The sequence below is a fragment of the Bradyrhizobium sp. JYMT SZCCT0428 genome, from assembly GCF_018131075.1.
Lineage (GTDB): Bacteria > Pseudomonadota > Alphaproteobacteria > Rhizobiales > Xanthobacteraceae > Bradyrhizobium.
In genome coordinates, this window is sequence record NZ_JAFCLS010000049.1 from 22,160 (window position 1) to 46,736 (window position 24,577).

At 61.2% G+C, this 24,577-nt stretch carries 17 protein-coding genes and 1 pseudogene; 11 read left to right on the plus strand and 7 right to left on the minus strand.

Going from position 1 to position 24,577, the window contains the following annotated elements:
* The first annotated feature begins 77 nt into the window (after positions 1-77).
* Together JQ575_RS35080 and JQ575_RS35085 are read left to right on the plus strand one after the other, a co-directional pair.
* Positions 78-1,517 (plus strand): lipopolysaccharide biosynthesis protein, encoded by a 1,440-nt coding sequence (locus JQ575_RS35080; protein ID WP_212037783.1) that lies wholly within the window; start codon positions 78-80, stop codon positions 1,515-1,517.
* A 116-nt stretch (positions 1,518-1,633) separates the two neighbouring features.
* The gene (locus tag JQ575_RS35085) at positions 1,634-1,780 is read left to right on the plus strand and encodes a hypothetical protein (protein ID WP_212037784.1); all 147 of its coding nucleotides are present in this window, start codon (positions 1,634-1,636) and stop codon (positions 1,778-1,780) included.
* Between the two features lie 329 nt (positions 1,781-2,109).
* On the opposite strand, the gene JQ575_RS35090 is transcribed toward JQ575_RS35085, so the two are convergent.
* The 3 genes from JQ575_RS35090 to JQ575_RS35100 form a co-directional block, all read right to left on the minus strand.
* Positions 2,110-3,402, minus strand: coding sequence for an O-antigen ligase (locus tag JQ575_RS35090; RefSeq protein ID WP_249167123.1), 1,293 nt, complete (start codon positions 3,400-3,402; stop codon positions 2,110-2,112).
* 2 nt (positions 3,403-3,404) lie between these two features.
* On the minus strand, positions 3,405-4,505 hold the full coding sequence (locus JQ575_RS35095) for a glycosyltransferase (protein WP_212037786.1): 1,101 nt from the start codon (positions 4,503-4,505) through the stop codon (positions 3,405-3,407).
* A gap of 300 nt (positions 4,506-4,805) precedes the next feature.
* Complete coding sequence (locus tag JQ575_RS35100; protein WP_212037787.1) at positions 4,806-5,267, minus strand: cupin domain-containing protein; 462 nt, start codon at positions 5,265-5,267, stop codon at positions 4,806-4,808.
* Between the two features lie 764 nt (positions 5,268-6,031).
* Between JQ575_RS35100 and JQ575_RS35105 the strand changes: the two genes are divergently transcribed.
* Both JQ575_RS35105 and JQ575_RS35110 read left to right on the plus strand, forming a co-directional pair.
* Positions 6,032-6,892, plus strand: a complete 861-nt coding sequence (locus tag JQ575_RS35105; RefSeq protein ID WP_212037788.1) for an acyl-CoA acyltransferase — start codon at positions 6,032-6,034, stop codon at positions 6,890-6,892.
* 60 nt (positions 6,893-6,952) lie between these two features.
* A complete protein-coding gene (locus tag JQ575_RS35110; RefSeq protein ID WP_212037789.1) occupies positions 6,953-7,153 on the plus strand; it encodes a hypothetical protein in 201 nt (66 codons plus the stop codon).
* Positions 7,154-7,174: 21 nt separating this feature from the next.
* Here the strand turns inward: JQ575_RS35110 and JQ575_RS35115 are convergent, their stop codons facing one another.
* Entirely contained in the window at positions 7,175-8,182 is a 1,008-nt protein-coding gene (locus JQ575_RS35115) for a polysaccharide deacetylase family protein (RefSeq protein ID WP_212037790.1), read from the minus strand.
* Positions 8,183-8,426: 244 nt separating this feature from the next.
* On the opposite strand from JQ575_RS35115, the gene JQ575_RS35120 reads away from it, so the two are divergent.
* The 7 genes and pseudogenes from JQ575_RS35120 to JQ575_RS35145 all read left to right on the plus strand — a co-directional run bounded on the left by JQ575_RS35120 (position 8,427) and on the right by JQ575_RS35145 (position 19,281).
* Complete coding sequence (locus JQ575_RS35120) at positions 8,427-9,578, plus strand: glycosyltransferase family 4 protein (protein WP_249167120.1); 1,152 nt, start codon at positions 8,427-8,429, stop codon at positions 9,576-9,578.
* A gap of 28 nt (positions 9,579-9,606) precedes the next feature.
* Positions 9,607-10,806: a glycosyltransferase family 4 protein gene (locus JQ575_RS35125; RefSeq protein ID WP_212037791.1), complete on the plus strand. Its 1,200-nt coding sequence runs from the start codon at positions 9,607-9,609 to the stop codon at positions 10,804-10,806.
* Positions 10,807-11,473: 667 nt separating this feature from the next.
* Complete coding sequence (locus JQ575_RS35130) at positions 11,474-11,794, plus strand: hypothetical protein (protein ID WP_212037792.1); 321 nt, start codon at positions 11,474-11,476, stop codon at positions 11,792-11,794.
* A 661-nt stretch (positions 11,795-12,455) separates the two neighbouring features.
* Entirely contained in the window at positions 12,456-14,975 is a 2,520-nt protein-coding gene (locus JQ575_RS35135; RefSeq protein ID WP_212037793.1) for a hypothetical protein, read from the plus strand.
* 114 nt (positions 14,976-15,089) lie between these two features.
* A pseudogene (locus JQ575_RS46660) lies at positions 15,090-15,461 on the plus strand (cysteine peptidase family C39 domain-containing protein); the annotation flags it as partial.
* A gap of 204 nt (positions 15,462-15,665) precedes the next feature.
* Positions 15,666-17,867 (plus strand): type I secretion system permease/ATPase, encoded by a 2,202-nt coding sequence (locus tag JQ575_RS35140; RefSeq protein WP_409364853.1) that lies wholly within the window; start codon positions 15,666-15,668, stop codon positions 17,865-17,867.
* Positions 17,854-19,281 carry an HlyD family type I secretion periplasmic adaptor subunit gene (locus JQ575_RS35145; protein WP_212037795.1) on the plus strand — a complete coding sequence of 476 codons (1,428 nt, stop codon included), beginning with the start codon at positions 17,854-17,856 and terminating at the stop codon, positions 19,279-19,281. The genes JQ575_RS35140 and JQ575_RS35145 overlap by 14 nt, the downstream gene beginning before the upstream one ends.
* A gap of 128 nt (positions 19,282-19,409) precedes the next feature.
* On the opposite strand, the gene JQ575_RS35150 is transcribed toward JQ575_RS35145, so the two are convergent.
* From JQ575_RS35150 to JQ575_RS35160, 3 genes are all read right to left on the minus strand, one after another.
* Positions 19,410-22,148 carry a hypothetical protein gene (locus tag JQ575_RS35150; protein ID WP_409364854.1) on the minus strand — a complete coding sequence of 913 codons (2,739 nt, stop codon included), beginning with the start codon at positions 22,146-22,148 and terminating at the stop codon, positions 19,410-19,412.
* 109 nt (positions 22,149-22,257) lie between these two features.
* Entirely contained in the window at positions 22,258-22,878 is a 621-nt protein-coding gene (locus JQ575_RS35155; protein WP_212037797.1) for a DsrE family protein, read from the minus strand.
* Positions 22,879-23,537: 659 nt separating this feature from the next.
* The gene (locus JQ575_RS35160) at positions 23,538-24,536 is read right to left on the minus strand and encodes a TAXI family TRAP transporter solute-binding subunit (protein ID WP_312016075.1); all 999 of its coding nucleotides are present in this window, start codon (positions 24,534-24,536) and stop codon (positions 23,538-23,540) included.
* Between the last annotated feature and the right edge of the window lie 41 nt (positions 24,537-24,577).

The following is a 24,577-nucleotide window of genomic DNA, read 5'->3' on the forward strand; positions in this document are numbered from 1 at the left end:
TGTCTCTTGATAAAGCCCACCGAAAGGTCCGCACTCGATCCGTCAATCGTCAAGGCGTTAGGATTGGAATAGCAAGGATGCTAGCCGCGTTTCTTTCCCAAGACCGCGTTCGCGCGGTCTTCCGTGAAGGCCAGCTCGGCACCTATCTGGCCGTTCTGGCAGCTGGATCCAGCGCCCGCGTGTTTGGGCTGGCCTCGCAGTTCATCGTGCTGATCATCCTTAACCGCATACTGTCCAAAGACAGTTTTGGCGACATGATGATCGCCTTTGGCTTCTATCGAGTTATCGGCATGGCATTCGGGATCGGCGCCTCGCTGGTGCTGATTTATCACGTGTCGCGGCATCCCAACGACAGAACCGCGGAAATCAGACTGCATCGCTATTCGGCTTTCTTCAGCGCCACGGCTGCCGCCCTCGTCGCACTCGCAGGCTTTGCTCTCGCCGGACCGATCGCGCATGCACTCGCCAAGCCGGGGCTGGAGGCTTGGTTCCGCGAACTCGCGCCATTTGGAATTTTCACCGTACTGCTGGTGACGTCGACCGGCGCACTCGAAGGGCGGTCGCGCATCACGGAATCGATCTTTCTCGGAGAAGCCGCTCCCAACGCGGTGCGGATGGTGCTGCTGCCCGCCGTGGCGCTGTCGGGCCTGCCGAACGCATACGTTGCCCACGCCATGACTCTTTCAGTCTTCCTTCCATGGTTGTGGTCCGCTCGGTCGTTGTGTGACCGCTCGGTCGGAGGATGGCGGCCCTGGACCTTCTGGGACCTGAGCTACTGCGGCAAGTTCGTTGCCGCAACGCTCTTCGCCAATCAATTGGGCGCCGTCGACATTCTGGTCGCCGGCATGTTGTTCCCATCGGAAGTTGTAGCGGATTACGCGGTCGCCGCGCGGATCGCAGCCCTTTACTCGTTCTTTCAGATCGTGCTGCTCAAGCGCTTTGCGCCGCGCGCTGCGCAGATAATCCAGACGAAGGACCTCGCCGCGCTGCGCCAGGAGTACGTATTCTGCCGCAAGCTGATGGTCGGCTGCAGCGCGCTCAACATCGCAGGCATATTATGCATCGGCCCCTTCCTGCTACCGCTATTCGGCAATTACACCAGCGCAGGGTCGTTCCTGGTGTGGCTGGCGATCCATTCTTTCATGCATTCGTTCTTTGCAACTTCGGACCGACTGCTGCTCATCGCTGGCCAGGCGAACGTCTCGCTCAGAACCACCGCCTCGACCTTCGGTGCGTTGGTCACCGCGCCGTTCGTGATAGCGCCGTTACTCGGTCCAACGGCGATTCCGATCACGATGGCGCTCGCGTGTGCTCTGCTCTATCCGCTCGCGGCGCGCGTAAAAACGCTGTTCGATGTCAGGACATTCGAGCCGCGCGACTTGCTGGTGATCGGCGCCGGGATCACCGTCCTTGTTTCATACGCGATTACCGGTGCTGTGATGTGGGGTATTGCGAGCGTGACCGGCCTTTCCGCCATCGCCCTTTATTACTGCCTGTCGGCCATTCGGCGGACCTGAGCATGATGCTCCATCCCGCGTCGAATCCAGGCGGGTGCGCGAGCCAGCGCCGAGATACAATGATCGGGTGTCCGCCGGGCGACCTGTTGCCAATCGCGGCCTCTCAAGAAGCGCCCATGTTCCATCGGGCCGAGCGTGCCGCGGCGCCGGCCGCCCACGACACGCAGCCCGATATGCCCCGGCGATCGGTGTTCGAGCCTCGCCACCACCGCCGCGACCTGCTGCTCAGCCTGAACGATACAGCGATGAACCGGATGTTGTGAATGCGACCGCCGCGACAGCGTTCATATGGCCCGTTTGCTGTCATCATGGTGTAGGCAGGACAGGCGCGCTTGAGATTGTGCACGGTCCTGACGACCGGAATCCCGGCGCCGCGCAGGGTCGGCAATATCGAAGGCGAGCCTGCAGGAGCTTGCCTTGCGCCGGTTAGCTCCGGCCGAATTCAAGCTCCTACCTATGGCGTGAGAAAATCTTTCGGCACGACCTGCCATCCGGCGCCGTCGAAAGACCGCTCCGGCCCTGCCCGGTGGGCAGAAGTATTTGTTGATCGACAGAAGGCAGTGTGAGGAGTGCCTCACGCCCTCTCTCCAACCTATTTGGCGCTGGCCTGAAGACGCAGCCCGAAGATTGACACCACAGTCATAAACCACACGCCGTTGCCGTTGCTGAACAGCACGGATTCGAAGCCGCACAGGTAGAGCCCGAACAGCCAGGTCTGGATGAACATCAAGGTGAGCGCCGGATCGGCGCGACCCGGAGGAGTGCGCACGTGGTCGATGAAAGGCCGGACGAATGCCCAACCGAGCGTCAGCACCAGGCCCACGAGCCCGGTCATCACCGCGATGTTGAGATAGCCATTGTGTGCATCGCTAGCGCGGTAACCCCACGGTCCGCGCCAAGTCCAGCTGTTCACCAGCTCGCTCGTTCCCCAAAAGGCCTGAAATCCGAAACCGGCGATTGGGTGCTGGGCGATATGATCGAGCGTGAACTGCCAGATATCGACTCGGCCCGTGAAGGTCGGGTCCGGCATCAGTTCCTCGACCAACGTGTTCACAGCGGCAAACTGGACCGATCCGATAGTAAGGACGCCGATGACCGCCGGGACGCCGATCAGGACGATCAGCTTCGCGGCGGTACTGCGGAGCCACACAAATACGACGCTGAAGGCCAACGCAAACGGCAACAGCATGATCGGCGACTTCGCCTCCGTGAAGATGAGGAAAAACGTTGCCAGCGCGACGATCAGCGATCCAAGCGCGCCGCTCAGCCTACGAAAGATGTAAATGCCGAAAAAGATGAGGATTGCCATCCCGGCCCCCGCCCCGTTCTTGTGGTCGAAACAGCCGCGCCAGTTCCCGGCGAGCTGCGGTTCGGCAAGGTCGGTGACTTGATGGATCGAGACGTGCGGCGCAAATATTACTCCGGCATAACACAAAGCCAGGATGAACAGAGCGCCGACCGCCAGCAGTCGCGCAAAGTGGATGCGATCTTCCGGCAGAAGAACAAACATGCCGGCCTGGAACATCACGAAACTCGCCAGCACCAATCGACGCGCAGCGAGATCAGGGTGAAGTGAGAGGGCGGCGGAGCAAGCGAACCACAGAAAAATAGCAACGAGGATGGGCGTCACTAATCGCGCAAGAGCGCGCAAACGGTGGGTGAGCGCAAACGCGCCCAGGGCGCCCGTCAACACTATCGCAATGATTTGCCCCGTGACGTTTGCGTTGGTTGAAAGTTCGAGCGCGCTCGCATCCGACTGGTCGGGAAACGGGCTCGCGGTCAACCAGACCTGCAAAAATAAAGCTAGGAACAGCGTGCTGCGAATGAGACGGTCGCTTCCGGCGAACGGCCGGACGAGAGAATGCCGGCTCGCTGGCAGCGCCATCGTCACGATTTGGCCTCCTCGGGGGCGCGCGCGTGCATATTCGATTTCCCGCCGGGTATCTGGCAGCCCTGGTGCGCCGTCCCATCGCGCTCGTGACGACGGTCCCACATGACAGTGCTTTCAATCCAGCTGGCCGGGGAACGACGCGGCCGCAACAAACCAGGCAAAAAGCAAAGAGCCATGGCGTTCCACGCCGCGACTGAGTAGAGGCCGAGCCGAACCGATCGCCAGCGCAGCGACATGCCGGCGAAGGGAAACAGGAATATCCCGCCGGCAGCAAACGCCGAAAGCCAGCCCGGCATTGCCAGCATTGTGAGCACCGTGACCCACCAGCCGGTCACGAGCAGGCATATCTTCCACTGGCGGTCGTTCCGCAAGACGAACCAGAAATGTCGGCGACCCACAGCCGCTCTGACCAGCTCGCCTGGCGCCCAGGAGAACCGGCTGCGGACACGACGAAGCAACAGACGATAGGCACTCCCGGTGTGAGGCTCATGATAGGCGATCGGGCGGTCTATCTTGGCAAGCGCCCAGCCCGCGGAATGCAGCCGGGCACCCAGATCAAATTCCTCAAAGCCGTGGAGGTTACGGTCGGTCAGATAGCCGATCGACTCGATCGCCGTTCGACGATAGAGCGCGCTGCCGTCCAGCCGTGTGACACGGCCGGGGTGGCGGGCAGGATTATGGCGCTTGCGTCGCTGTTCATATTCCTCGTTCACCAAGCTGGGCTCGGTGAGCACGCCGCCGACACCGGCGAAGTTCCGATTTCGGCTCAGGGTGTCGATGGCGGCGGCCAGGAAACCGGAATGCACCTGCATATCGCCATCCATCAGCAGCAGATAGCGGCCGCGGCTGTACTGAAAACCGAGTTGCGCGCCCGACCCGCAGGATCGATCTTCGCTCCGGTTCAGCCGAACGATGAGGATCGGGTATCGGCGCGCAATCTCGACGGTACGATCACTCGAACCGCCATCGGCTAGGATTACCTCTCCGTCGCTTTCTTCGAGCGCGCCGAGCGCGCTTTCGATTGCCGCCGCGATATGACGTTCTTCGTTCAGCGCCTTGATGATGATGCTGACAGTCGGTCGTGTTTCCGTGGACACATTCACTTCCTTAACGAACGTGGATTCCCGCCGCACAGCCGCCGGCCCTCTCGTCCAAATCGACGAAAAACTCTTCCTCTTCGCCAAGCCTATAAGACGAGTGACTCCCGGGCAAAGGGCCAAAGGGGCATCGAGAATGGTCAATCGAGTTACCGACGCCAACCCCGGCGCAGCCGTTCGAGCTAGCCCAAATGGATTTATGACCGGTCAAGCACTGCGCCTGCAGCCTGCCTCCCGTTGCTGCGGAGCCGATTACGCGCCAACTTTCTCAGTCTCTAACAGCAAATCCCCTCCCTGCCCCTATCGAGCGGTGGCGCCTACCCCTCGTTGGACAGCAGGATCATGGCGCCGCGGGATCAAGGACCTGAGCTTGTTGACCACGCGGACGGCCAAACTGAGCCCCACCGGATTGGTCTTGCGGAAGAAGGCCACCTTCTTCACATAGCCCTCGACATGCCATTTCGCGTGCGCACCGTCGCGGAAAAAGATTACGTCACCGACTCCATAGCGCTGCGGCGGCATGCCGTCGCTCTCGAGCACGATCGATCCCTCGAGGATCACGATGGTCTCGTCGCAGTCGTAGTACCAGTTGAACTTGCCTTCGGTGCAGGACCAGATCAGCGTGCAGGCCGCGTGATCTGCGCTGACCGACAGCGCGCAGTTGCGAGCTTGCGGATTGCCCTCAATGATCCAAGATGGCTCAATCGGCGCTGGCTTGAGATCCACATTGCAATGACCAGTTTCGATAAGCGCGAGCGGCATCGGTCTCACCTCGAATTGAAAGCATCCCGGCGTTCCTGTTGCCGAGTTCTCCCGGGACTTGAACAATCCGATTTTTCTCAAAGAGTGTGAAGAGGCTACTTCGGAGCAAGCAGCGTTCGTTGAGGCTCAAAAGAGGTACCTCGCGCCTTCTCGAAACCGAGATGAAGCTGAGAGCGATACTGACCGGGAAATTTCTGTCCAAAAGTTTGTTCGCTCCACGCGAACCGGAGGGATGGCTGCAACCTCCGATTTGGCTGTTTTACGCCGCACCGCACCTTAGGTCAGCAGTTCGGCTTCGGAGGTACCTCGCTTGGGGTGCATGTTTCTGGATATCCACCTTTGCACCGCCCACCCCGCAAGCTCGGTCTGTTAGATTGCCGCCAGCGGCTTCGCGCGGAACTAATCTCTGACGTCGATCCGTCCGACCATCACATGGGAAGCGTTGGGCCAATGAATGAGCAGGAAGGGCAGCACCGGAACAAGGCCGAGCGGAAAGCAGAGTCGTACTCTCTCGTGACCGCGTCGCGTTCCGGCAGCGGGCGGCCGTCGTCACGGAAGCCGCGGCGACAAAGGCTTAAGCGGTCTTTCCACGGAAAGCCATCGACGCGGCGCGCAAGAAGAGGCTTCTTGGCGCCCAATTCCCGATCGAGCCCGGCGGGGGTTGGCGCGTTGATCCCCGACGCGGCGGATATGTGCTACGCGCTCAGCCGCGCCTGCAGCTCAACTGGGTTGATCTGCGCCGAGCCCGTGACGGAGTGCGGACGATGATCCGATGTCGCGAGATAGGAATAGCCGATCTTGACGCCGTCGCCCGTCTTCTGGCGTACGGCTTTACGCGCCATTCCCGCGGCTGGTGGATGGCCGGACTTCAACGCCAGTCCGTGCGCGACATACCCGAAGGTTACCCGCGTTTCGGCTACATGCTCGACCATGATGGGACGCCCGTCGGGGTCCTACTGTTGATCTACACCGCACGAGACGAAGGCGGCGCGATCTCGATTCGCTGCAATCTCTCCAGTTGGTACGTAGAGCCTGCCTACCGCAACTACGCGCCGATCCTGACCAAGGTCGCGCAGCGCCATGATCATGTCACCTACGTCAACATTAGCCCGGCGGACTGGACCTGGCCGACCATCGAGACCCAGGGTTTCCGCCCCTACTGCCACGGCTTGTTCTTCTCATTCCCGGCACTATCGCGCCCGGCGAACGGCATGCGCGTCGAAATCGTCCCGCGAGATGCGAAGGCGGTCGAGAGCCTGCCCGACGCCGACGTCGCGATTTTGACACGGCACGCCGCTTACGGCTGCCTCGGCTTGGTGTGCCGCGCGGCCGACGGCCGCGGCTATCCCTTCCTCCTACAGTCGATGCGCATCAAAGAACGGATCGCACCTCCGGCGATGCAGCTGATCTACTGCCACGAGGTAGCCGATTATGTTGCCTGCGCCGGCGCCATCGGCCGATTCCTGCTCCGACGCGGAAAGGTCGCGATCGCTCTCGACGCGAACGGCCGCATGAACGACCTGGTCGGCTTCTACAGGGAACGCCGCCGCAAATACTTCAAGGGTCCACAATGCCCCCGGCTTGCCGATCTATCGGACACCGAACTGGTGATCCACGGACCGTAACCCAGTGGCCCATATGGCCGCGTCAATTAATCCGCGGTCAAGTGGGTCCAGAACCGCCTGATGAACAGGCTGGGCAATGTCTTGGAATTCTGGCGATGCCATGGTTCATGGCGTGCCGTCAACACGCCGGCGCCGAACGACATCTTCCTGAACGGCAATACCCGGCAGCGGGTGATCAATTCGAGTCAGCGCTGCGCTATGCCGGTTTCCAGGCCGCTGACGACCTTCTCGATCAGTATTTTCGCAAAGCTGCGCCGGTGACCCCGATCGACGGTCGGCAGCTTATGCCGCGCGCGCATCACCAATAAGCATCCGAAAGGCCCGCTGGAGACCGCTCATTCGAGCCTGAAAACCTACTTCTGAGTCAACGAAAACACGAGGAAGCGCAAAGTAATTTAAGGGCAGATTGTCTAGTGGTCCAGGCCGTGTAGTTACCCCCGTCAAAAAGCCCACCGCGCTGCAGAGTTGCTCTTCGCGAGGACCAGATGCTTTAGGGTTGCCATATGGATAAGCGAAGTGCCGCACTGGCCTTTGGGTCAGGTTCTGGAGATAGTTTCGGTTATCGGCCATTTCCGCTCGCGCGGAAGCACTGTCAAGATTCTTGAGCGCTGGGTGCGAGGTCGTGTGCCCGCCAATCGAAGCGAGTGGATGATGTGACAGAGCTTGAATTTCCCGCTCGTCAAGAAAATACGCGTCGTTCAATGCAGACAGCGATATACCCGCTTTGCGGAAGGTCGGAGCAAGCATGGCCGCACGATGATAGTCCTCATGAACCCACTGTGTGGCTCGGGCTAACGCGGATACCTTGGCCTGAACGTCAGGACAATGGAATCGGGTCTCCATTGCATCGACCGTGACATCATCCCGTGAGCGAATTAATTCGCGCAAGCCGAGCCACCACGATTCCAGGGTTCGCGTGGGAGCACCAGTCGGCACGTACATCATGAACGGCGCATTATGACGCTCTAGGATTGGAAGCGCCACCGAAACATTGTCTCGGTAAGCGTCATCGAAAGTAAGCACTGCATAACGACGCGATCGGTCGTCCCTCGACACTCGATCAAGGCATTCCTCGAGGCTAACAATTTCCCACCCTTCTCGCCGCAGCCAACGCAGCGAGTGCTCAAACAGGGAAACTGACGTCCCGGTTGCCAATTCACACCGAAACTCTCTCTGTATCTCGTGGAAGGAGATTATCGCGGCGCGACCCGCAAATAGACTGCGAACGGCCGGCATAAGCCCAGCCCAGCTAACCCCGTGGCACACGAGATCCTTCAGTTGCTGTTTCATGGAGCCAGGGACCACTCTGCTCAAAAAACTCAATTTCGATGAGCGGAAGCATCGCATCGAACGGGCGGATTTGCCAAGACCACCACTAGTCTCGTGCGGACACCTCTTTATGGGTACTCCGGACTCCCTCCCAGCAACGCCTTTTTAGCCCCGCATCGACATCGGCGAGTGGCCTAACGTGAGCGTTAGCAAGGTCATCCTCGCTGAAACAGCATGACCATGTTGGTGAGCACGGGGTCGTTCCATGTTGCGTGTGATGATGCTTGGATTGCGTGGATTTCCCGGCGTGCAGGGCGGAGTGGAAGCTCACGCGGAGCACTTGTGCCAGATGTTGAGGGAGTTGGATTGTGATGTTGAGGTGGTCGTTCGTTCCGCCTATGTGCCGCGTGATCGAGGCGACGGCTGGAAGGGGGTGCGCTACCTACGAATCTGGTCGCCCAAGTCCCGGGCTCTTGAAACGATAGTTCATTCGTTCCTGGGGGTGCTGGCCGCAGCTTGGCGGCGCCCGCAGGTCCTGCACATCCAGGCAATCGGACCCTCTCTGATGGTGCCGTTGGCACGCTTGTTGGGACTGCATGTGGTTGTGACGCATCATGGCCCTGATTATGATCGAGAGAAATGGGGGCTATTTGCCAAGGCAGTTCTGCGTGCTGGAGAGGCATGGGGGATGCGGTTCTGCAGCCGCCGTATTGTAATCTCTCGGACGATACGCAACCTCATACGTCACAAATACGGTCTGGAATCGTACGTGATACCTAACGGTGTCGACCTGCCGGAAATTCCGAGCAGTACTTCGGCGTTGCAAACGTTTGGGCTGACACCGGGTCGATACGTGTTGACGGTGACCCGTATGGTGCCAGAGAAGCGGCACAAGGATCTGATCGCGGCCTACGCGACAGCTAAGCTGAACGGATGGAAGCTTGTGGTGATTGGGGCTTCCGATCACCCGGACGCATACGCTGCGGAAGTGGCGGCGCTTGTCCATGCGACCCCAGGCGCGGTCTTGGCCGGATTCCAGACCGGCCTTCCGCTCCGCGAGCTGTATGCTCATGCCGGCGTTTTCGTTCTGCCATCTTCTCACGAAGGTTTGCCGATCGTGCTGCTGGAGGCATTGAGTTACGGGCTTCCCGTGATCGCCAGTGATCTCCCCGCGCATCTGGAGATTGGGTTGCAGGTGAAGCACTATTTTCCTTTGGGGGATGTGCCTGCACTTGCGGCTCGGTTGGAGTCATTCGCGCGCATGCCGTGGCCGGTGGAAATGCGCGAGAGCACTCGCCGATGGGTCGCCGAGCGTTATGACTGGCACTCCGTGGTGAAGCAGACCATCAGGGTATATCGAAGAGCAGTACGCAGCGGAGAAGCCGAACTTAGGCGGCATAAAGCGTCGGCTGGGTGAATAAACGTCGGCTTGGGAGACTGCGCGGATGAAGGTGCTGATGGCCAATAAGTTTTTCTTCCCCAAAGGCGGGGCGGAAGTCGTCATGTTTCAGGAGCGCGACTACCTGTTGCACTCGGGCGAGCAAGTGATCGATTTCTCGATGCACGACGAACGGAATCGTGAATCACCTTACGCATCCCATTTCGTATCCAACAAGGACTATCGCAAAGGCGGCAAGCTGTCGAAGCTGAGCCCCGCGCTTTCGTTCATTCATTCGCGAGAGGCAGTAAGCAAGATCGCTGCGCTCATCGACAAGACGCAACCAGATCTGATGCACTGCCATAACGTCTATCATCAGTTAACGCCCTCGATCATCAGCATTGCCAAGTCGCGGGGCATTCCGGTTGTGTTGACGCTGCACGATTTCAAGCTGGTGTGCCCGGCATATTTGCGTCTGCGAGAGGGTCGCCCTTGTTCGCTGTGCCAGGACGGAGATTTCGGCCACGTCTTGAGGAACCGCTGTGCCGGCGGGGCCATCGCTGACAGTGCCCTGCTCTACGCAGAAGCAGCAATTCAGCGTTGGCTCGGCAGCTATGAAAAGGTGGATCGATTTCTTGCGCCTAGCCAGTTCATGCGTGATGCGGTTTTGCATCGGTTCCGATCGGAACAGGTCGTATTGCTCTATAATGGGGTAGATACCGCCGAAATCGACGCGAGCGCGCAGGACGACGGATACGTTCTCTATTTGGGGCGGCTTTCCAGAGAAAAGGGCGTCGAGACTCTGTTGCGGGCCCATGAGGCTGCCGGCAGCTGGGACCTGGTGGTTGCGGGGACCGGTCCTTTGGAGCGTGGCTTGCAGATACGATACCCCAACGCGCGGTTTGTTGGCCAGCTGTCAGGACAGCCCCTGAAGGCGACGATCCGTGGCGCCTCGGCAATCGTCGTGCCGTCGGAGTGGTACGAGAATTGTCCAATGTCGGTGCTGGAAGCGATGGCTCATGGCAAACCCGTTGTGGCGAGCCGGATAGGCGGCATTCCGGAACTCGTTGTTGAAGGCGAGACGGGAGTCTTGTTCGAGCCAGGCGATGCCGAGGAACTCCAACGTCACATCAGCCGCTTGATGCGCGATCCTTCGCTGCGTGCGCGCATGGGTGCTGCGGGGCGGGTTCGAGCAGAGCGGCAATTCTCCATCGAGAAACACAACGCCAATTTGACAGACACCTACCGATCACTGGTGAGTGCGTGAGGGTGGATCAGAGCGCGGCGCCAAAGACGTGTTTGCCGCGAACGTCGCGCACGCCTGTGAGATGGGAGCGTAGCCTTAGGTCTGACGCCCCCCGCGCGACACGACTCGCCGGCTTCTCGGACGGCGAAACCACTCGTCCGCGTCGGTGGCTGCTGATTGTATCATCGACCCAATTGGATCCATAAATACCATGAAAAACTGTCGTGCTCTTCCGCTCCCGGCTCTCATGTTCCTCGGCGCCCTCGTCTCATCGGCGAGCGCCGAGACCAAGCGTCCGGCGCCCCAACCCATCTGCACTTCATTATCTATCGATTGTGTAGTTTCGCAGAATTCCGGATATGACAACGGACTATATCCGTACGGAGTCCCGACCATATTCGGGTGGTATGCAGGTGGCCCCGCTGCCAAGGGGAACGGCGCTCCTCCTTCCGACTTCCTTGCACTAACTGGTTGGGGACAGATATATCCGCAAGTCGGTGCTTCGAACGTAGCTGCCAATGTTTATTTGAAGGATTATCGGGTCTATGTGCACTTGACGATTGGCGGCTGGCAACTCGTACAAGATCAAGCCACGAATTCTGTCGCAGGCGGGCATTACGTGGCAGATTTCTCCAACGACTCCTCTTCGCCAATGAGTCTCGTCGTTCAGCCTGACGGAAGCGCAAGAATGGCCTCGCCGGCTTCCGGCCAGAACGATCACTTCTGGATTTTTCCGAGGGGCTCGTATGATCCCGGAACAGTCGACGGGGTGTTCTCGATCGCACAGCTGCGCACCGATAGCGCAAGGGCAAATCTGATCGCAAACTTTGGCGCTGACTGGTGGAGAAGCGCCTCAGCTCCGTACCTCAACCAAGATGGAGTATTTGTAAATAATCCCGCCGTCGGCATGGGCGCCTGGGTCAAGTTGAACACGACGTACCAGTATTTCTTCTTCACGACCATGACCAAATCGCAACTACAAGCCGAACCGCCTCCGCCCTTGAAATAGCTGATCTATCGGCGTTTCCAGGACAACGCATTTTCTTTGAAGGGCCTTAAGAGCAGAGACGGGCGTTTCGGTCGTCGATCTGTGCCGCAAACATGGCGTGACACGTCCAGCATTCAAGCAACGCCAGCGATACAACAATCGTTTCTGGCCCGCGGTGCGCGACACTTTCACGCCCGGAACGTCAACGGTGTCTTCGTTGAAGCGCAGATGAAGATCAACGGTCCGAACGCAAATCTGGTGGCCCGCTCGACGCCGATTGGTAGCGAAACGCCACGGCTACCTCTGTAGCGAAGTCGGTGGGGAGCGTCGACCGATCCGCAAGCTTGGTTCGCCGACGCTTTGGGACGACCCGCATGACGCTCCCGCCCAGCGACGACGCCGTACATCTGACAGAAAAATCCAACGTGGGTGTTTTTGAACCGGCCTGTCGACCGCGTTTCGACGAAATATCCGCACGTATAGGGCCACATACATGTGTTTAAAATCACTTTTTGGAAGTCTTTTCGCCATTTTTGCTTACTAACCAACCGATCAGCAGTCGGGGGGGCAAATCCCACTGCATTTGGAATCCGCTCGCAGTCCGAGGGCTGCGATGCGTTGGAATCCGCTCGCAGTCCGAGCGTTGAAATGTGTTCGCGGTCCCAGACTGCGAGCAAGCAATATGTCGTGCGCCCGCTATGCGCGGCAGTGGAATTCCGACTTCAACTTCAACTTTCCTGCAAAGGAGATCTTAGTGTCCACAAGCGCTTTGAACGAAGCCATCTATCAAAATACGTCTGGGAACAGCGATGGATACCCGCTAGGCGTCCCTTCGAGCTGGGGCTGGTATAAGGGCGCACTGGTTGCTAACGACAACCCGCCTTCCAATTTCTCGGCTGTCACAGGATGGGGAGTAGTCTATCCCCAGAGCGGAGTGCCGCTCAGCCCGAGCCCATCGGACGACACTGTACAGATCGCGAATTTCCGTACGTATGTGCATCTCACAAATGGCAACTGGGTCTTGGTGCAAAACCAGTCGACGCAGGGCATCAGTGGGCACCATTATGTCGCTGACTTCGCTGGTAATGCAAGTGTGTCATGGCAACAGCAAAAATTGTCCGATGGAAGCGTAAGCGTGGATGCGCCTACCAGCGGATACAACGACCATTTCTGGCCCACGGGGCGCGGAACTTACGCACCCGGAACGGTCGACGGTGTTTTCGTTGAAGCGGACATCAAGACCAACGATCCGAACGCGAATCTGGTGGCCCAGCTCGGCGCCGATTGGTGGGTAAGCCCCAGCGCTGGATTTGTCAGCGGATTTAACAACAATCCCTTGGCCGGGAACAACAACTGGACTAAACTGACAACCGAGTATCAGCATGTCTATTTCACTACGCTCACTCCGGCCCAATTGACGGCAGATCCGGCGCCCGGCCTGGAGCCCGGTTCGACGACGCCCACCACGCCGACGAATCCAACCGCCCCGGTAAACCTCGCGCCGACAGTGCTGCAGGCGTCCGCTTCACCGGGGACGGGAATCGAGCATGTCGGCGATACCATCACATTGACGCTCGGCTTCAGCGAAGCCGTGACCGTCACCGGTACGCCTACGCTGTCGCTTAATGATGGCGGCAAAGCCACCTATTTCGGCGGGTCGGGCACGAATACGCTCACCTTCAAAACGACTGTCGCGGCGACCGACCGCGATACCTCGGCGCTTGCCATCACCGGCGTCAATTTGACCGGCGCGAGCATCAAGGATACATCCGGCTTGGCGGCGAACCTTTCGGGCGCGGTGAAGACCTTCGCCGGTCTCCAGGTCGATGTCGATCCGATTTTACCGACATCGCCTACGTCGCCGACAACGCCAACCACGCCCACGACGCCAACCACCCCGGTAAACCTCGCGCCGACCGTGCTGCAGGCGTCCGCTTCACCGGGGACGGGAATTGAGCATGTCGGCGATACCATCACATTAACGCTCGGCTTCAGCGAGGCCGTGACCGTCACCGGTACGCCTACGCTGTCGCTCAATGATGGCGCCAAGGCCACCTATTTCGGCGGGTCGGGCACGAATTCGCTCACCTTCAAAACGACGGTCGCGGCGACTCACACCGATACCTCGGCGCTTGCCATCACCGGCGTCAATTTGACCGGCGCGAGCATCAAGGATGCATCCGGCCTGGCGGCGAACCTTTCGGGCGCGGTGAAGACCTTTACCGGTCTCCAGGTCGATGTCGATCCGATTTCACCGACATCGCCTACGTCGCCGACATCACCGACGTCTCCATCCTCGATCGCGCCGGCCCTCACCGTCGCGGATCCCACGCTCACGGTGAAGGGCGCGGGCGGCACGGTCGGCCTGGGGGTGAAGGTGTCAACGACCGATCCCAACGACAGAGTGACCGTGAACATCAGGGGATTGGCGTCGTACGAGACGATCACCGACGGCCTCGGTCACAGGTTCAGTGGAACAGATATCACCTTGACGAAGGCGCAGGTTGACAGCGGACTGACGCTGCACAACTACTACCGAGGCTCGCATGATCCGGTCGACACAATCACGCTGACGGCAACCGCCAAGGACCCGGTCACCGGCGCCGTTACGACATCCTCGACGAAGTGGATGACCGTGGCGGATGCTCCTACGTCGCCGACATCACCGACGTCTCCATCCTCGATCGCGCCGGCCCTCACCGTCGCGGATCCCACGCTCACGGTGAAGGGCGGGGGCGGCACGGTCGACTTGGGGGTGAAGGTGTCAACGACCGACCCCAACGACAAGGTGACCGTGAACATCAGGGGATTGGCGTCGTACGAGACGATCACCGACGGCCTCGGTCACAGGTTCAGTGGAAGAGATATCACCTTGACGAAGGCGCAGGTTGACAGCGGACTGACGCTGCACAACTACTACCGAGGCTCGTGTGATCCGGTCGACACAATCACGCTGACGGCAACCGCCAAGGACCCGGTCACCGGCGCCGTTACGACATCCGCGTCGCAGAAGATGACTGTGGCGGATGCTCCGTCTGCGACCACCACGACCGCAGCGTCCCTGGCAAACCAGGGCTTTGCGCTGCTGAACCAGTATATGGCCGGCAGCACCGGCCGGGTCGATCCCGGTCAGATTGTGGCGTCTGCATCGAATGGCACCACTTGGGGTCAGGTTTCGTTCCTCACCAGACCATCTGCCTGATTCGCTTCCGCACCCGGGCGCTCGTCGCCCGGGTGCGCCAACATCGAAATTTGGGAATGCATGAGAAGGAACATCGGAAGCGGTCGGTAGCCGCGAAGGGTTGAGTAAAAAAACATGGCGATCCAGAATGGAAATGCCCACCACGTTGCAGATCTAGGATTTCGGGCCCTGGCTCTGTTCCTGCGGCTTCACGGCGTGAACGCTACGCCCGACCAGCTCCGCGATCGATGCGGAAGCAATGCATTCGACATCCGCGCAATGCTGCACTGTGCGCGCGAGTTTGGCGTAAATCTCGGTTCGCGGACGACGCATTGGAAGCGACTTGCTGCCATCCAGCTGCCTGGAATCGCATCGTTGCATGACGGCGGATTTCTGCTTCTCGGAAAGATCGACGACAGGGGTGCACTTGTGCTGCATCCGACCTGGTCAAATCCCAGGGTGATGACGCGCGCGGAATTCGAAGAAATCTGGGACGGCCGCTTGATCCTGCCCGGACCGCAGACCGTCGCTAATCGGATACTTCATGCACTCGAAGGCATCAGCGCCCGCGGAGTTGACGTGGCGCGCCGTGCCGGGGACGCCGTGATGCGTGCCCTCGAGCCTTTGATGCATCCTGGCGATGCCTTGATGCGCACGCGCGATGCCTTGATGCGCATGTGCGATACCTTGATGAAAGCCCGCGATACCTTGATGCGTGGACGTTTCGCCGCTCGAGGCGATATCGCTTCCCCTCCGGTGAGCACCGAAGTCGCGGCGGCGAGTGCCGAATCCGACAATGCGGATGAATCCGCGCTCATTGCGCTGACGATACTGCTGCGTAGCCATGGTATCGCGGCCGACCCGGGGCAAATCCGCCATCGGGTAGGAGCCGCTCGCGTAGGTGTTACCGAAATCCTGCGCTGTGCCAAGGATTTCGGGCTCAAGGCACGGGTACAGAAGACGAGCTGGAGCCGGCTTGCGGTTACCCCGCTGCCGGGAATCGCCGTGCTGCGCGACGGCGGATTTCTGATCCTCGGCAAAGTAATCGACGACAATCTCCTCGTTCAGCGCCCGTTGTCGCCCCGACCCGAGACAATGACGCAGGCCGAACTGGAGGCCATCTGGGACGGCGACATCATCCTGATGGCCCGACGCGCGAGCCTGACGGATCTCTCCCGGCGCTTCGATATCGGCTGGTTTGTCGGCGCAGTCCACAAGTATCGCAGCCTCCTCAGCGAGGTGCTGGTCGCCTCCTTCTTCATTCAGATCTTTGCCGTCGTCTCACCACTGTTCTTCCAGGTGGTCATCGACAAGGTGCTCGTGCATCGAAGCATGAGCACGCTCGACGTGCTGATCATCGGCCTGGTCGCCCTCACCGTCTTCGAGGCCATTCTCGAAACGCTGCGCGTCTATCTGTTCGCGCACACGACAAACCGCATCGACGTCGAACTCGGCGCCCGGCTGTTTCGTCACCTGATGGCGCTGCCGATCGCGTATTTTCAGACCCGCCGCGTCGGCGATTCGGTGGCACGCGTCCGCGAGCTCGAGAATATCCGCCAGTTCCTGACGAGCTCAGCGCTTACGCTGGTCATCGATCTGCTGTTCACGGTCGTTTTCCTTGCGGTGATGTTCTACTACTCGACGACGTTGACGCTGATCGTCCTGGCGTCCTTCCCGTTCTACATCGGGATCTCCGCAGGAGTTGCGCCGCTGTTTCGCCGGCGCCTCGATGAGAAGTTCAATCGCGGATCCGAGAATCAGGCCTTCCTTGTCGAAAGCGTCACCGGCGTCGAAACCCTGAAGGCCATGGCAGTCGAGCCGCAGATGCAGCGCCGTTGGGAGGAGCAACTCGCCGGCTATGTGGCCGCAAGCTTCCGCGTGCTCAGCCTGAACAATACGGCGAGCCAGGCAGTCCAGATGATCAACAAGCTGGTCATCGCGGCAATCCTTTACTTCGGCGCCCGGCTCGTGATCGGCGGGGAACTGACTGTCGGCGAGCTCGTCGCGTTCAACATGCTGGCCGCTCGCGTCAGCACGCCGGTGCTGCGGCTCGCACAGATCTGGCAGGATTTCCATCAGGCCCGGCTGTCGATCGATCGCCTCGGCGACATCCTCAACACCCTACCCGAGCCGAGCTTCAATCCCGGCCGCGCCGCGCTGCCGGCGATCCGCGGCAAGGTCACATTCGAGCACGCGACCTTCCGCTACCGCATCGACGGCCCCGAGGTGCTGCACAACGTCTCCTTCAGCGTCGAGCCCGGCCAGGTCGTCGGCATCGTGGGCTCCTCGGGCTCGGGCAAGAGCACCATTACCAAGCTGATCCAGCGCCTCTATGTGCCGGAGAGCGGACGCGTGCTGGTTGACGGCGTCGATCTCGCGATGGTCGATCTGAGCTGGCTGCGACGACAGATAGGTGTCGTGCTGCAGGAGAACGTGCTCTTCAACCGCTCGGTTCGCGAGAACATCGCGCTCGCCGACCCGTCCATGCCGATGGATCGGGTCATCGAGGCGGCATCGCTCGCCGGCGCTCACGACTTCATCCTTGAGCTGCCCGAGGGCTATGACACCGTGGTGGGCGAACGCGGCAGCAGCCTGTCCGGCGGGCAGCGCCAGCGTATCGCGATCGCGCGCGCACTTATCACCGATCCGCGTATCCTGATCTTCGACGAGGCGACGAGTGCTCTGGACTACGAAAGCGAGCGCGCCATCCAGCAGAACATGAGACAAATTTCTGCCGGACGGACCGTCTTCGTCATCGCGCACCGGCTCTCTACCGTGCGCAATGCGAACCGGATCATCACGATCGAGCATGGTCGGATCGTTGAGGACGGCAGCCATGATGAGCTGATCCGCACGAACGGTCGTTACGCGAACCTCCACTATTTGCAGGCAGGTATCCATGACGTCCGCTAACCGAAACGTCGTTGCATTTCCGAGAGCCGAAGTTCGCCGGCGCGAGAACGAAATAGCGTTCCTGCCGGCAGCACTCGAAATCACCGAATCGCCTCCGTCGCCGATCGGGCGTGCGATCGGGGCGAGCATCATCGCACTCTTCTGCGTCGCGCTGGCCTGGGCGTCGCTCGGGAGCGTCGATATCGTCGCCACGGCGACGGGCAAGATCGTGCCGGGTGGCCGCACAAAGCTGATCCAGCCGTTCGAAACGGGCGTTGTCCGCGCCATCCAGGTTCGCGACGGACAGCGTGTCAAGGCCGGCGACGTCCTGATCGAGCTCGACCCGACGATGACGGAAGCCGACCAGGAGCGCCAGAAGAGCGATCTCCTGGCAGCGGAGCTCGAAGTCGCGCGGCTGCGCGCGGCACTGGCGGCAGATCCACTCGCCGCCTTCCGGCCGCCGCAGAGCGCAAGCGCCGCCGAGGTCGAAATGCATCGCCAGTTCCTGATCAGCCAGCGCGCCGAACAGAACGCCAAGCTCGCGGAAATCGATCGTCAGCTGGGTCAGAAGGAAGCGGAACGGGCGACCACGTCGGCGAGCGCGACGAAACTGCAGGCCACGATACCGGTGCTGCAGGAGCGCGTCGACATCCGCAAAGGCCTCGTCGAGAAGGCATTGGCCTCGAAGGTCATCTACCTCTCGGAGTACCAGGAGCTGGTCGGCCTTCAGCAGGACCTCCTCTTGCAGCAAAGTCGACTGCTCGAAGCCGACGCGGCCACCGCGTTCCTGAAGGAAACCAAGGAAAGGACCGCAGCGGAGTATCGGCGCACGACCTATGACGCACTCGCGAAGGCCGAGCAGAAGGCTGCGACCGCCGCGCAGGAGGTGGTCAAGGCGGATCGGCGCACGAAACTACAGCGTTTGACCGCACCGGTCGACGGCATCGTGCAGCAGCTTGCGGTTCATACGGTGGGAGGCGTGGTGACACCGGCGCAGGCGCTGGCCGTGGTAGTTCCGAGCGACAGCCAGCTCGAGATCGAGGCCATGCTCTCCAATCGCGACATTGGCTTCGTTCATCCGGGACTGAAGGCCGAGATCAAGGTCGACACGTTCAACTTCACGCGTTATGGGCTCCTTCATGGCGACGTGCTCAGCGTGTCGTCGGATGCCATCACGCGCGACAGGCCGCAGAGCGGTTCGAGTGACCGGGGATCGGGTACGGCGCAGAGCAGCAGTGAGCCGAAAGGTCAGGAACTGGAATATGCCGCGCGCATTTCGCTCGACCGTCCGGAGATGCAGGTGGAGGACAAGCTCGTCAAGCTCGGCCCCGGAATGGCGGTGACGGTCGAAATCAAGACCGGCACGCGCAGGATCATCAGCTACCTTCTGTCGCCACTGGCGCGATACAAGCAGGAGTCGATGCGAGAGCGGTAGACACTATCGATGACCCTTGCGGGCAACAATTGCCCGTAAGGCGCATCCCGCTTTCGAACGAAGCACGTGCCGGGAGATGCCGGCCGTGAAGATGATTACGCGGATTCACCGGTCGCTTGGCGTATGCGCTAGCGACGTAGCGCTTCCAGCCGCGCTTTCGCCTCCTGGATTCCTGCGGCGTCGGCCCTGGCATAGAGACCTTGCGCCTTGCTCGCATCGCCGCGCGTGCCCTGAGTTTTCCATTTCGCAAGGATCAATGGGTCGTAGGTTTCTGCCAGCGCGAAGCTCGCCTGGGCGCTGCCCATCTCGACGGCGCGCTCGAGTACAAGCCGCGCCGCGCCTATATCGCCCTGCCGGAGCAGCGCCGCCGCGCGCGCAACCAACCCTGTCGTCACCGCGGCTTGCTCGGAATCGAGCTGAGCATCGCCACGCGCGGGCGCCGCTGGTGCCCACTCGGCACGCGCCTCTGCAAGATTCTGCTGCAACCACGCGGGCCGCTCGCGCTGGTCCTGTACCGAATTGCGATGCAACGGCGCGCTGTTTGCAGCCGCCTCTCTGAGTTCCGCCGCTTCGCCTCCAGCTTTGCGGGCCTGCGCCTTGTACGCATAGATCGCGCTCCGCGTCATCGAAAGGCCTTCAAGCAAATCGGCCGTTTCGTGCTCTTTTTGCGTCGATCGCCTCAGCTCCACGGCACTGGCAACCGTCGCCTGCTTCCGCCGCAAAGCTTCCTCGCCGGCCTTTGCCGCCAGCGCGGTCTGGATCTCGACATCACGCCGCGCCGTCGCGAGATCCTGCTCCAGCCGCGCGGACCGCTCGCGCTCCTGTTGCAGGGACTTTTGCACCTCCGCCGCACCGCTCTCCGCCGCCGCTTTCAGCCGCGAAGTTTCCGCGCCCGCTTTCGTCGCCAGTGCGGTCTGGGTCTCGACATCACGCCGCGCAGCCGCCAGCTCCTGCTCCAGCCGCGCTGATCGCTCACGCTCCTGTTGCCGGGACTTCTGCAGCTCCGCCGCGCTCTCCCCCGCCGCCTTCAGCCGGGAAGTTTCCGCGCCTGCTTTCGTCGCCAGCGCGGTCTGGGTCTCGACGTCACGCCGCGCCGCTGCAAGCTCCTGCTCCAGCCGCGCTGATCGCTCACGCTCCTGTTGCCGGGACTTCTGCAGCTCCGCCGCGCCGCTCTCCCCCGCCGCTTTCAGCCGGGACGTTTCCTCGCCTGCTTTCGTCGCCAGCGCGGTCTGGGTCTCGACATCACGCCGCACCGTCGCCAGATCCTGCTCCAGCCGCGCGGAACGCTCACGCTCCCGTTGCAGGGACTTCTGCAGCTCCGTCGCGCCGCTCTCCCCAGCCGCTTTCAGCCGGGAAGTTTCCTCACCCGCCTTCGTCGCCAGCGCGGTCTGCGTCTCGACATCACGCCGCGCCGCTGCAAGCTCCTGCTCCAGCCGCGCGGATCGCTCACGCTCCTGTTGTCGGGACTTCTGCAGCTCCGCCGCGCCGCTCTCCCTTTCCTGTTTCAGCCTGAACGCTTCCTCACCCGCTTTCGCCGCCAGCCCAGCCTGGGTCTCGACGTCACGTCGGGCCACCGCCAGATCCTGCTCCAGACGCGCGAACCGCTCGCGCTCGTCCGGAGCAGCCTTGCCAGGCGACGGCGCGCCGTTTGCAGCTGCTTGCCTGAGTTCCGCCGCTTCGTCTCCAGCTTTGCGGGCCTGCGCCTCGTATGCATAGATCGCGCTCCGCGTCAGGGAGAGGTCTTGCGCCAGCGCGTCGGCCCTTGCGCGCGACTGCCTCAGTTCGGCAGTCCCGGCTTCCGCCGCCTGCTTCCGCCGCAAAACCTCCTCGCTTGCCTTTGCCGCCAGCGCGGCCTGGGTCTCGACATCCCCCTGCGACGCCGCAAGATCCCGCTCCAGCCGGGCGGACCGCTCGCGCTCCTGGTGCAGGGACCTCTGCAGCTCCGTGCCGCTCTCTCCCGCCGCTTTCAACAGGGCAGTTTCCTCACCCGCTTTCTTCGCCAGCGCGGTCTGGGTCTCGACCTTATGCCGCACTGTCGCCAGATCCTGCTCCAGCCGCGCGGACCGATCGCGCTCCTGTTGCAGGGACTTCTGCAGTTCCGCAGCGATGCTCTCCCCTGCCTGTTTCGACCGGGAAGCTTCCTCGCCTGCCCTTGCAGCCAGTGCGGTCTGGGTCCCGACATCGCGTCGCGCCGCCGCAAGGTCCTGCTCCAGCCGGTCCGCCAGCTCACGCGCCTGTTGCAGGGAGTTCTGCAACTCCGCCGCACCGCTCGGCGCAGCCTGCCTCATGCGCGCGGTTTCTTCGGCCGCTTTAGCCGCCAGCGCGCTCTGGGTTTCGACATCCCTTCGCGCTGCCGCAAGAGTCTGCTCCAGCCACTCGGCCCGATCGCGCTCCTGCTCGAGACGTTGCAGCAACTCGATATCGCGCCTTGCATTGGTGAGTTCGCGGGACAGGGTCTCCGCCCAGTGAAGTTCCTGTTCCGGAGACTGCCTTGTGTCGCCGATCGTCGCTTGGACAACCTGCACCGATCTGTCGTCGCCGGCTCGGCTCGGCGGCAAGGCTACCGACAAGGCTACTGAATCGTCATCACCTTCCGTTCCAGCAGAATCGAGGTTGCGGGCAGCCGTCACCAGCTGCGCATCCGCCAACGGTCGCTCTCGATCGGGGCAAGCGTGCGTTTCCGACGCCCATGTCATTGCGAGCATGGCAGCGGCCATCCACAGGGGCGCGGATCGTCCGGGCGCGGGCAGCGGCCTCCTTTGCTTTATCTTCTGCGCAAACGGCGTCGTGTCCGAATCGTTGCGCGACGCGCTTGCGATATCGGAAACAGTACTTGATCCGTCACTGAGAATAACCGTGCGGCCCATCTGCAATCACCCGTCGCTTGGCGATGCGACCCGTTCAGGTCGCGCTATTATGCGCTCCGCCGCTACGCAAATCCCATGATTCGCATGGGGGATCCCCACCCCTTTCGGGTTAGGGTTTTACATAGGACCATCCCTTCTCCTGCAGCTCCATCACGCGCACGACGCCTGACTTCACCACCTCGGCCTGACGAACAATCGGGATGTCCTTGTTCTCGGCCTTGTGCATTCTTTCCTGAGTGTTGCCGCAGGCCTTGAACGAGACCTCCGGCGCACTGAGCGCCATCTCCTCGATACGAGCCTTTACCGGCGAGGTGTCATCGCGCAGCATATGCAGGCCGGGCCCGAACGTGACCACCTCGATCTTCACCTTCTCGCCGGCATCCTTGTAGTATTGCGCAACATTCGTGGCGTTGTTGAGCGCGAGATTCATGGCGGCGGGGTCGTTCGTGTTCACCTGCAAGATCAAACGGTGCGCTTTGGAGTCGGCAAGCCGAGCGTTGGCGGCGAGAGGGGATCGCGTCCTTTCAAGAGGGGATCGTGCCCTTTTTTGTGTGGTTGCTTTGTTTTGTGTGGTGGCCTTTGCTGCAAGGCGCTGATGGGGCGTAGCGGGCTCCGTCGTTGTCGGCACCCAGTACCGTCCGCCTTGCTCCGCCGCAGCGAATGGCGCGGCGAACAGTACCGTTGCGGCCGTCATGGTAATTACTCGCGCAATATACTGAAACATGCTCATGATGCCTCTCCTATCGATACACGTCATTGGACTTCATCCGTTAGGTCTCGTGGCTGGATGTGGCCATCTGCACACGGTGGCCATCTTCGTACGCACCGCCTCCAACCCGCCTAGCGAGAACACTGCATCCAGAGCAGTCCCCATCCGGGATGTAAGGTGAACACTGAGGCTTCCGCTGTCTGGAAGGGACTGCAGTAAACGAACAATGTCGCCCCCGAACGCCACTCCGATTCCCGAGGTCGGCACGGCTGCCGCGATCTGCAGCCCCTGACCGTCGTTGACGCGATAGGAGATCGTATAATCGTTGCCGCGACCGTGAACGCCGGGCCCGGCGACCACCAGTTCGCTCCGCCCGCCGCGGCAGCGAATCGAAAGCTTGACGCCGGATTCGCCGGCACCATCGCGTGACGAAGTTGTGGCGGTAGCGACCGGTGAATAATCGACGGGTGAGATCGTCACGCTGATGATCCAGTTGCTTCCCTGGTTCGCCTGACGAGGCGCGGTGGTCTGCGGCGCCCTCTCGGGGCACTCCAGACCTGCTGCGCGTTCCGCCGGGGAACAATCGTGAAGCTGCGCTGTCGGATGATCTCGTGCCCCTTGCGCCAACGCAGTTCCGCTTGCGAGCGTGATTCCAGCCACGAACAGACCGGCCGCGCGTCTCATTGCGATGCATGCGCAGCACGCGGCCCACGATCGAGCCATGCCTGCGCCGCAGGGAAGCGCGCAAGACCAGGAACGGTAGCCGCGAGATTGATCGATTTCCACTTCGGGTCGAAGCCAGGCTGCTGCAACTTTTCAATCCGGGAGAACAGATGGTCCACGAAGCGCGCTAACCGCTCGTAGCGGTTCGATTTGGCTGGAAAATTGAAGGCGACGAGCGCTGTCGGCACCGCAATCGTCGTTACGCGTTCGCCCTGCTTGATCAGATTGGGGTATTCTGTGGCATCGAGCGCGGCCGGAAGATAATAGTCCTCGAACTTGCGGTCATAGGGGACGGGCAGGAACTTGAACCCCGCCTCCCAGCGGCCGCGCACGAAGGCATCCACCGGCTTCGAGGTAATGAAAACGACCGCGGCCATCTCGCCCTTGCGCATCTGCTCGAGCGCGATCTGATGCGGGATGAAGGACTTTTCCACCTCGAGGCCAAGACGACTGAAGATCAGCGGCCCCGAATAGGCGGCCGCGGTGCCCTGGGTATTGAAGTTCACCTTCTTGCCGGCGAGATCGTTCAGGTTCTGAATCTCGGGACGAACGAAGATATGAAGCTCGGACGGAAACAAGTTCAGCACGTAGGCCAGCCGTTGCTGAATATCGGGCACCTGGCTCTTGTATTCCTCAAGCACGTCGGAATTGATGATGGCGGCATCGATGCCGCGCAAGTAAAGCAGTGAATTCACGTTTTCCGTGGCTCCGCGCGTCACGATCGGAAGAACGTGCAGTTTGTCACCATCATCCACGACGCGGGCCACTTCAGCCGCCAGGCGGATGGGCGCGCCCTCAAGAAGACCTCCGGCGAGGCCAACCGTCCAGGCGTTCATCGTCACCTGCGGCTTTTGCGGCGGTGCCTCACGTCGCAATTGACGAGCAGCAGGTTGCGTCTGCGCATCCACGTCGGACGGCTGAACGATCGTGAGCAGCGGGGCCAGCGACGCCAGCACAAGCAGCTTGCGCAACGCAGCCCTTGCGTTCCGCGCCCCGA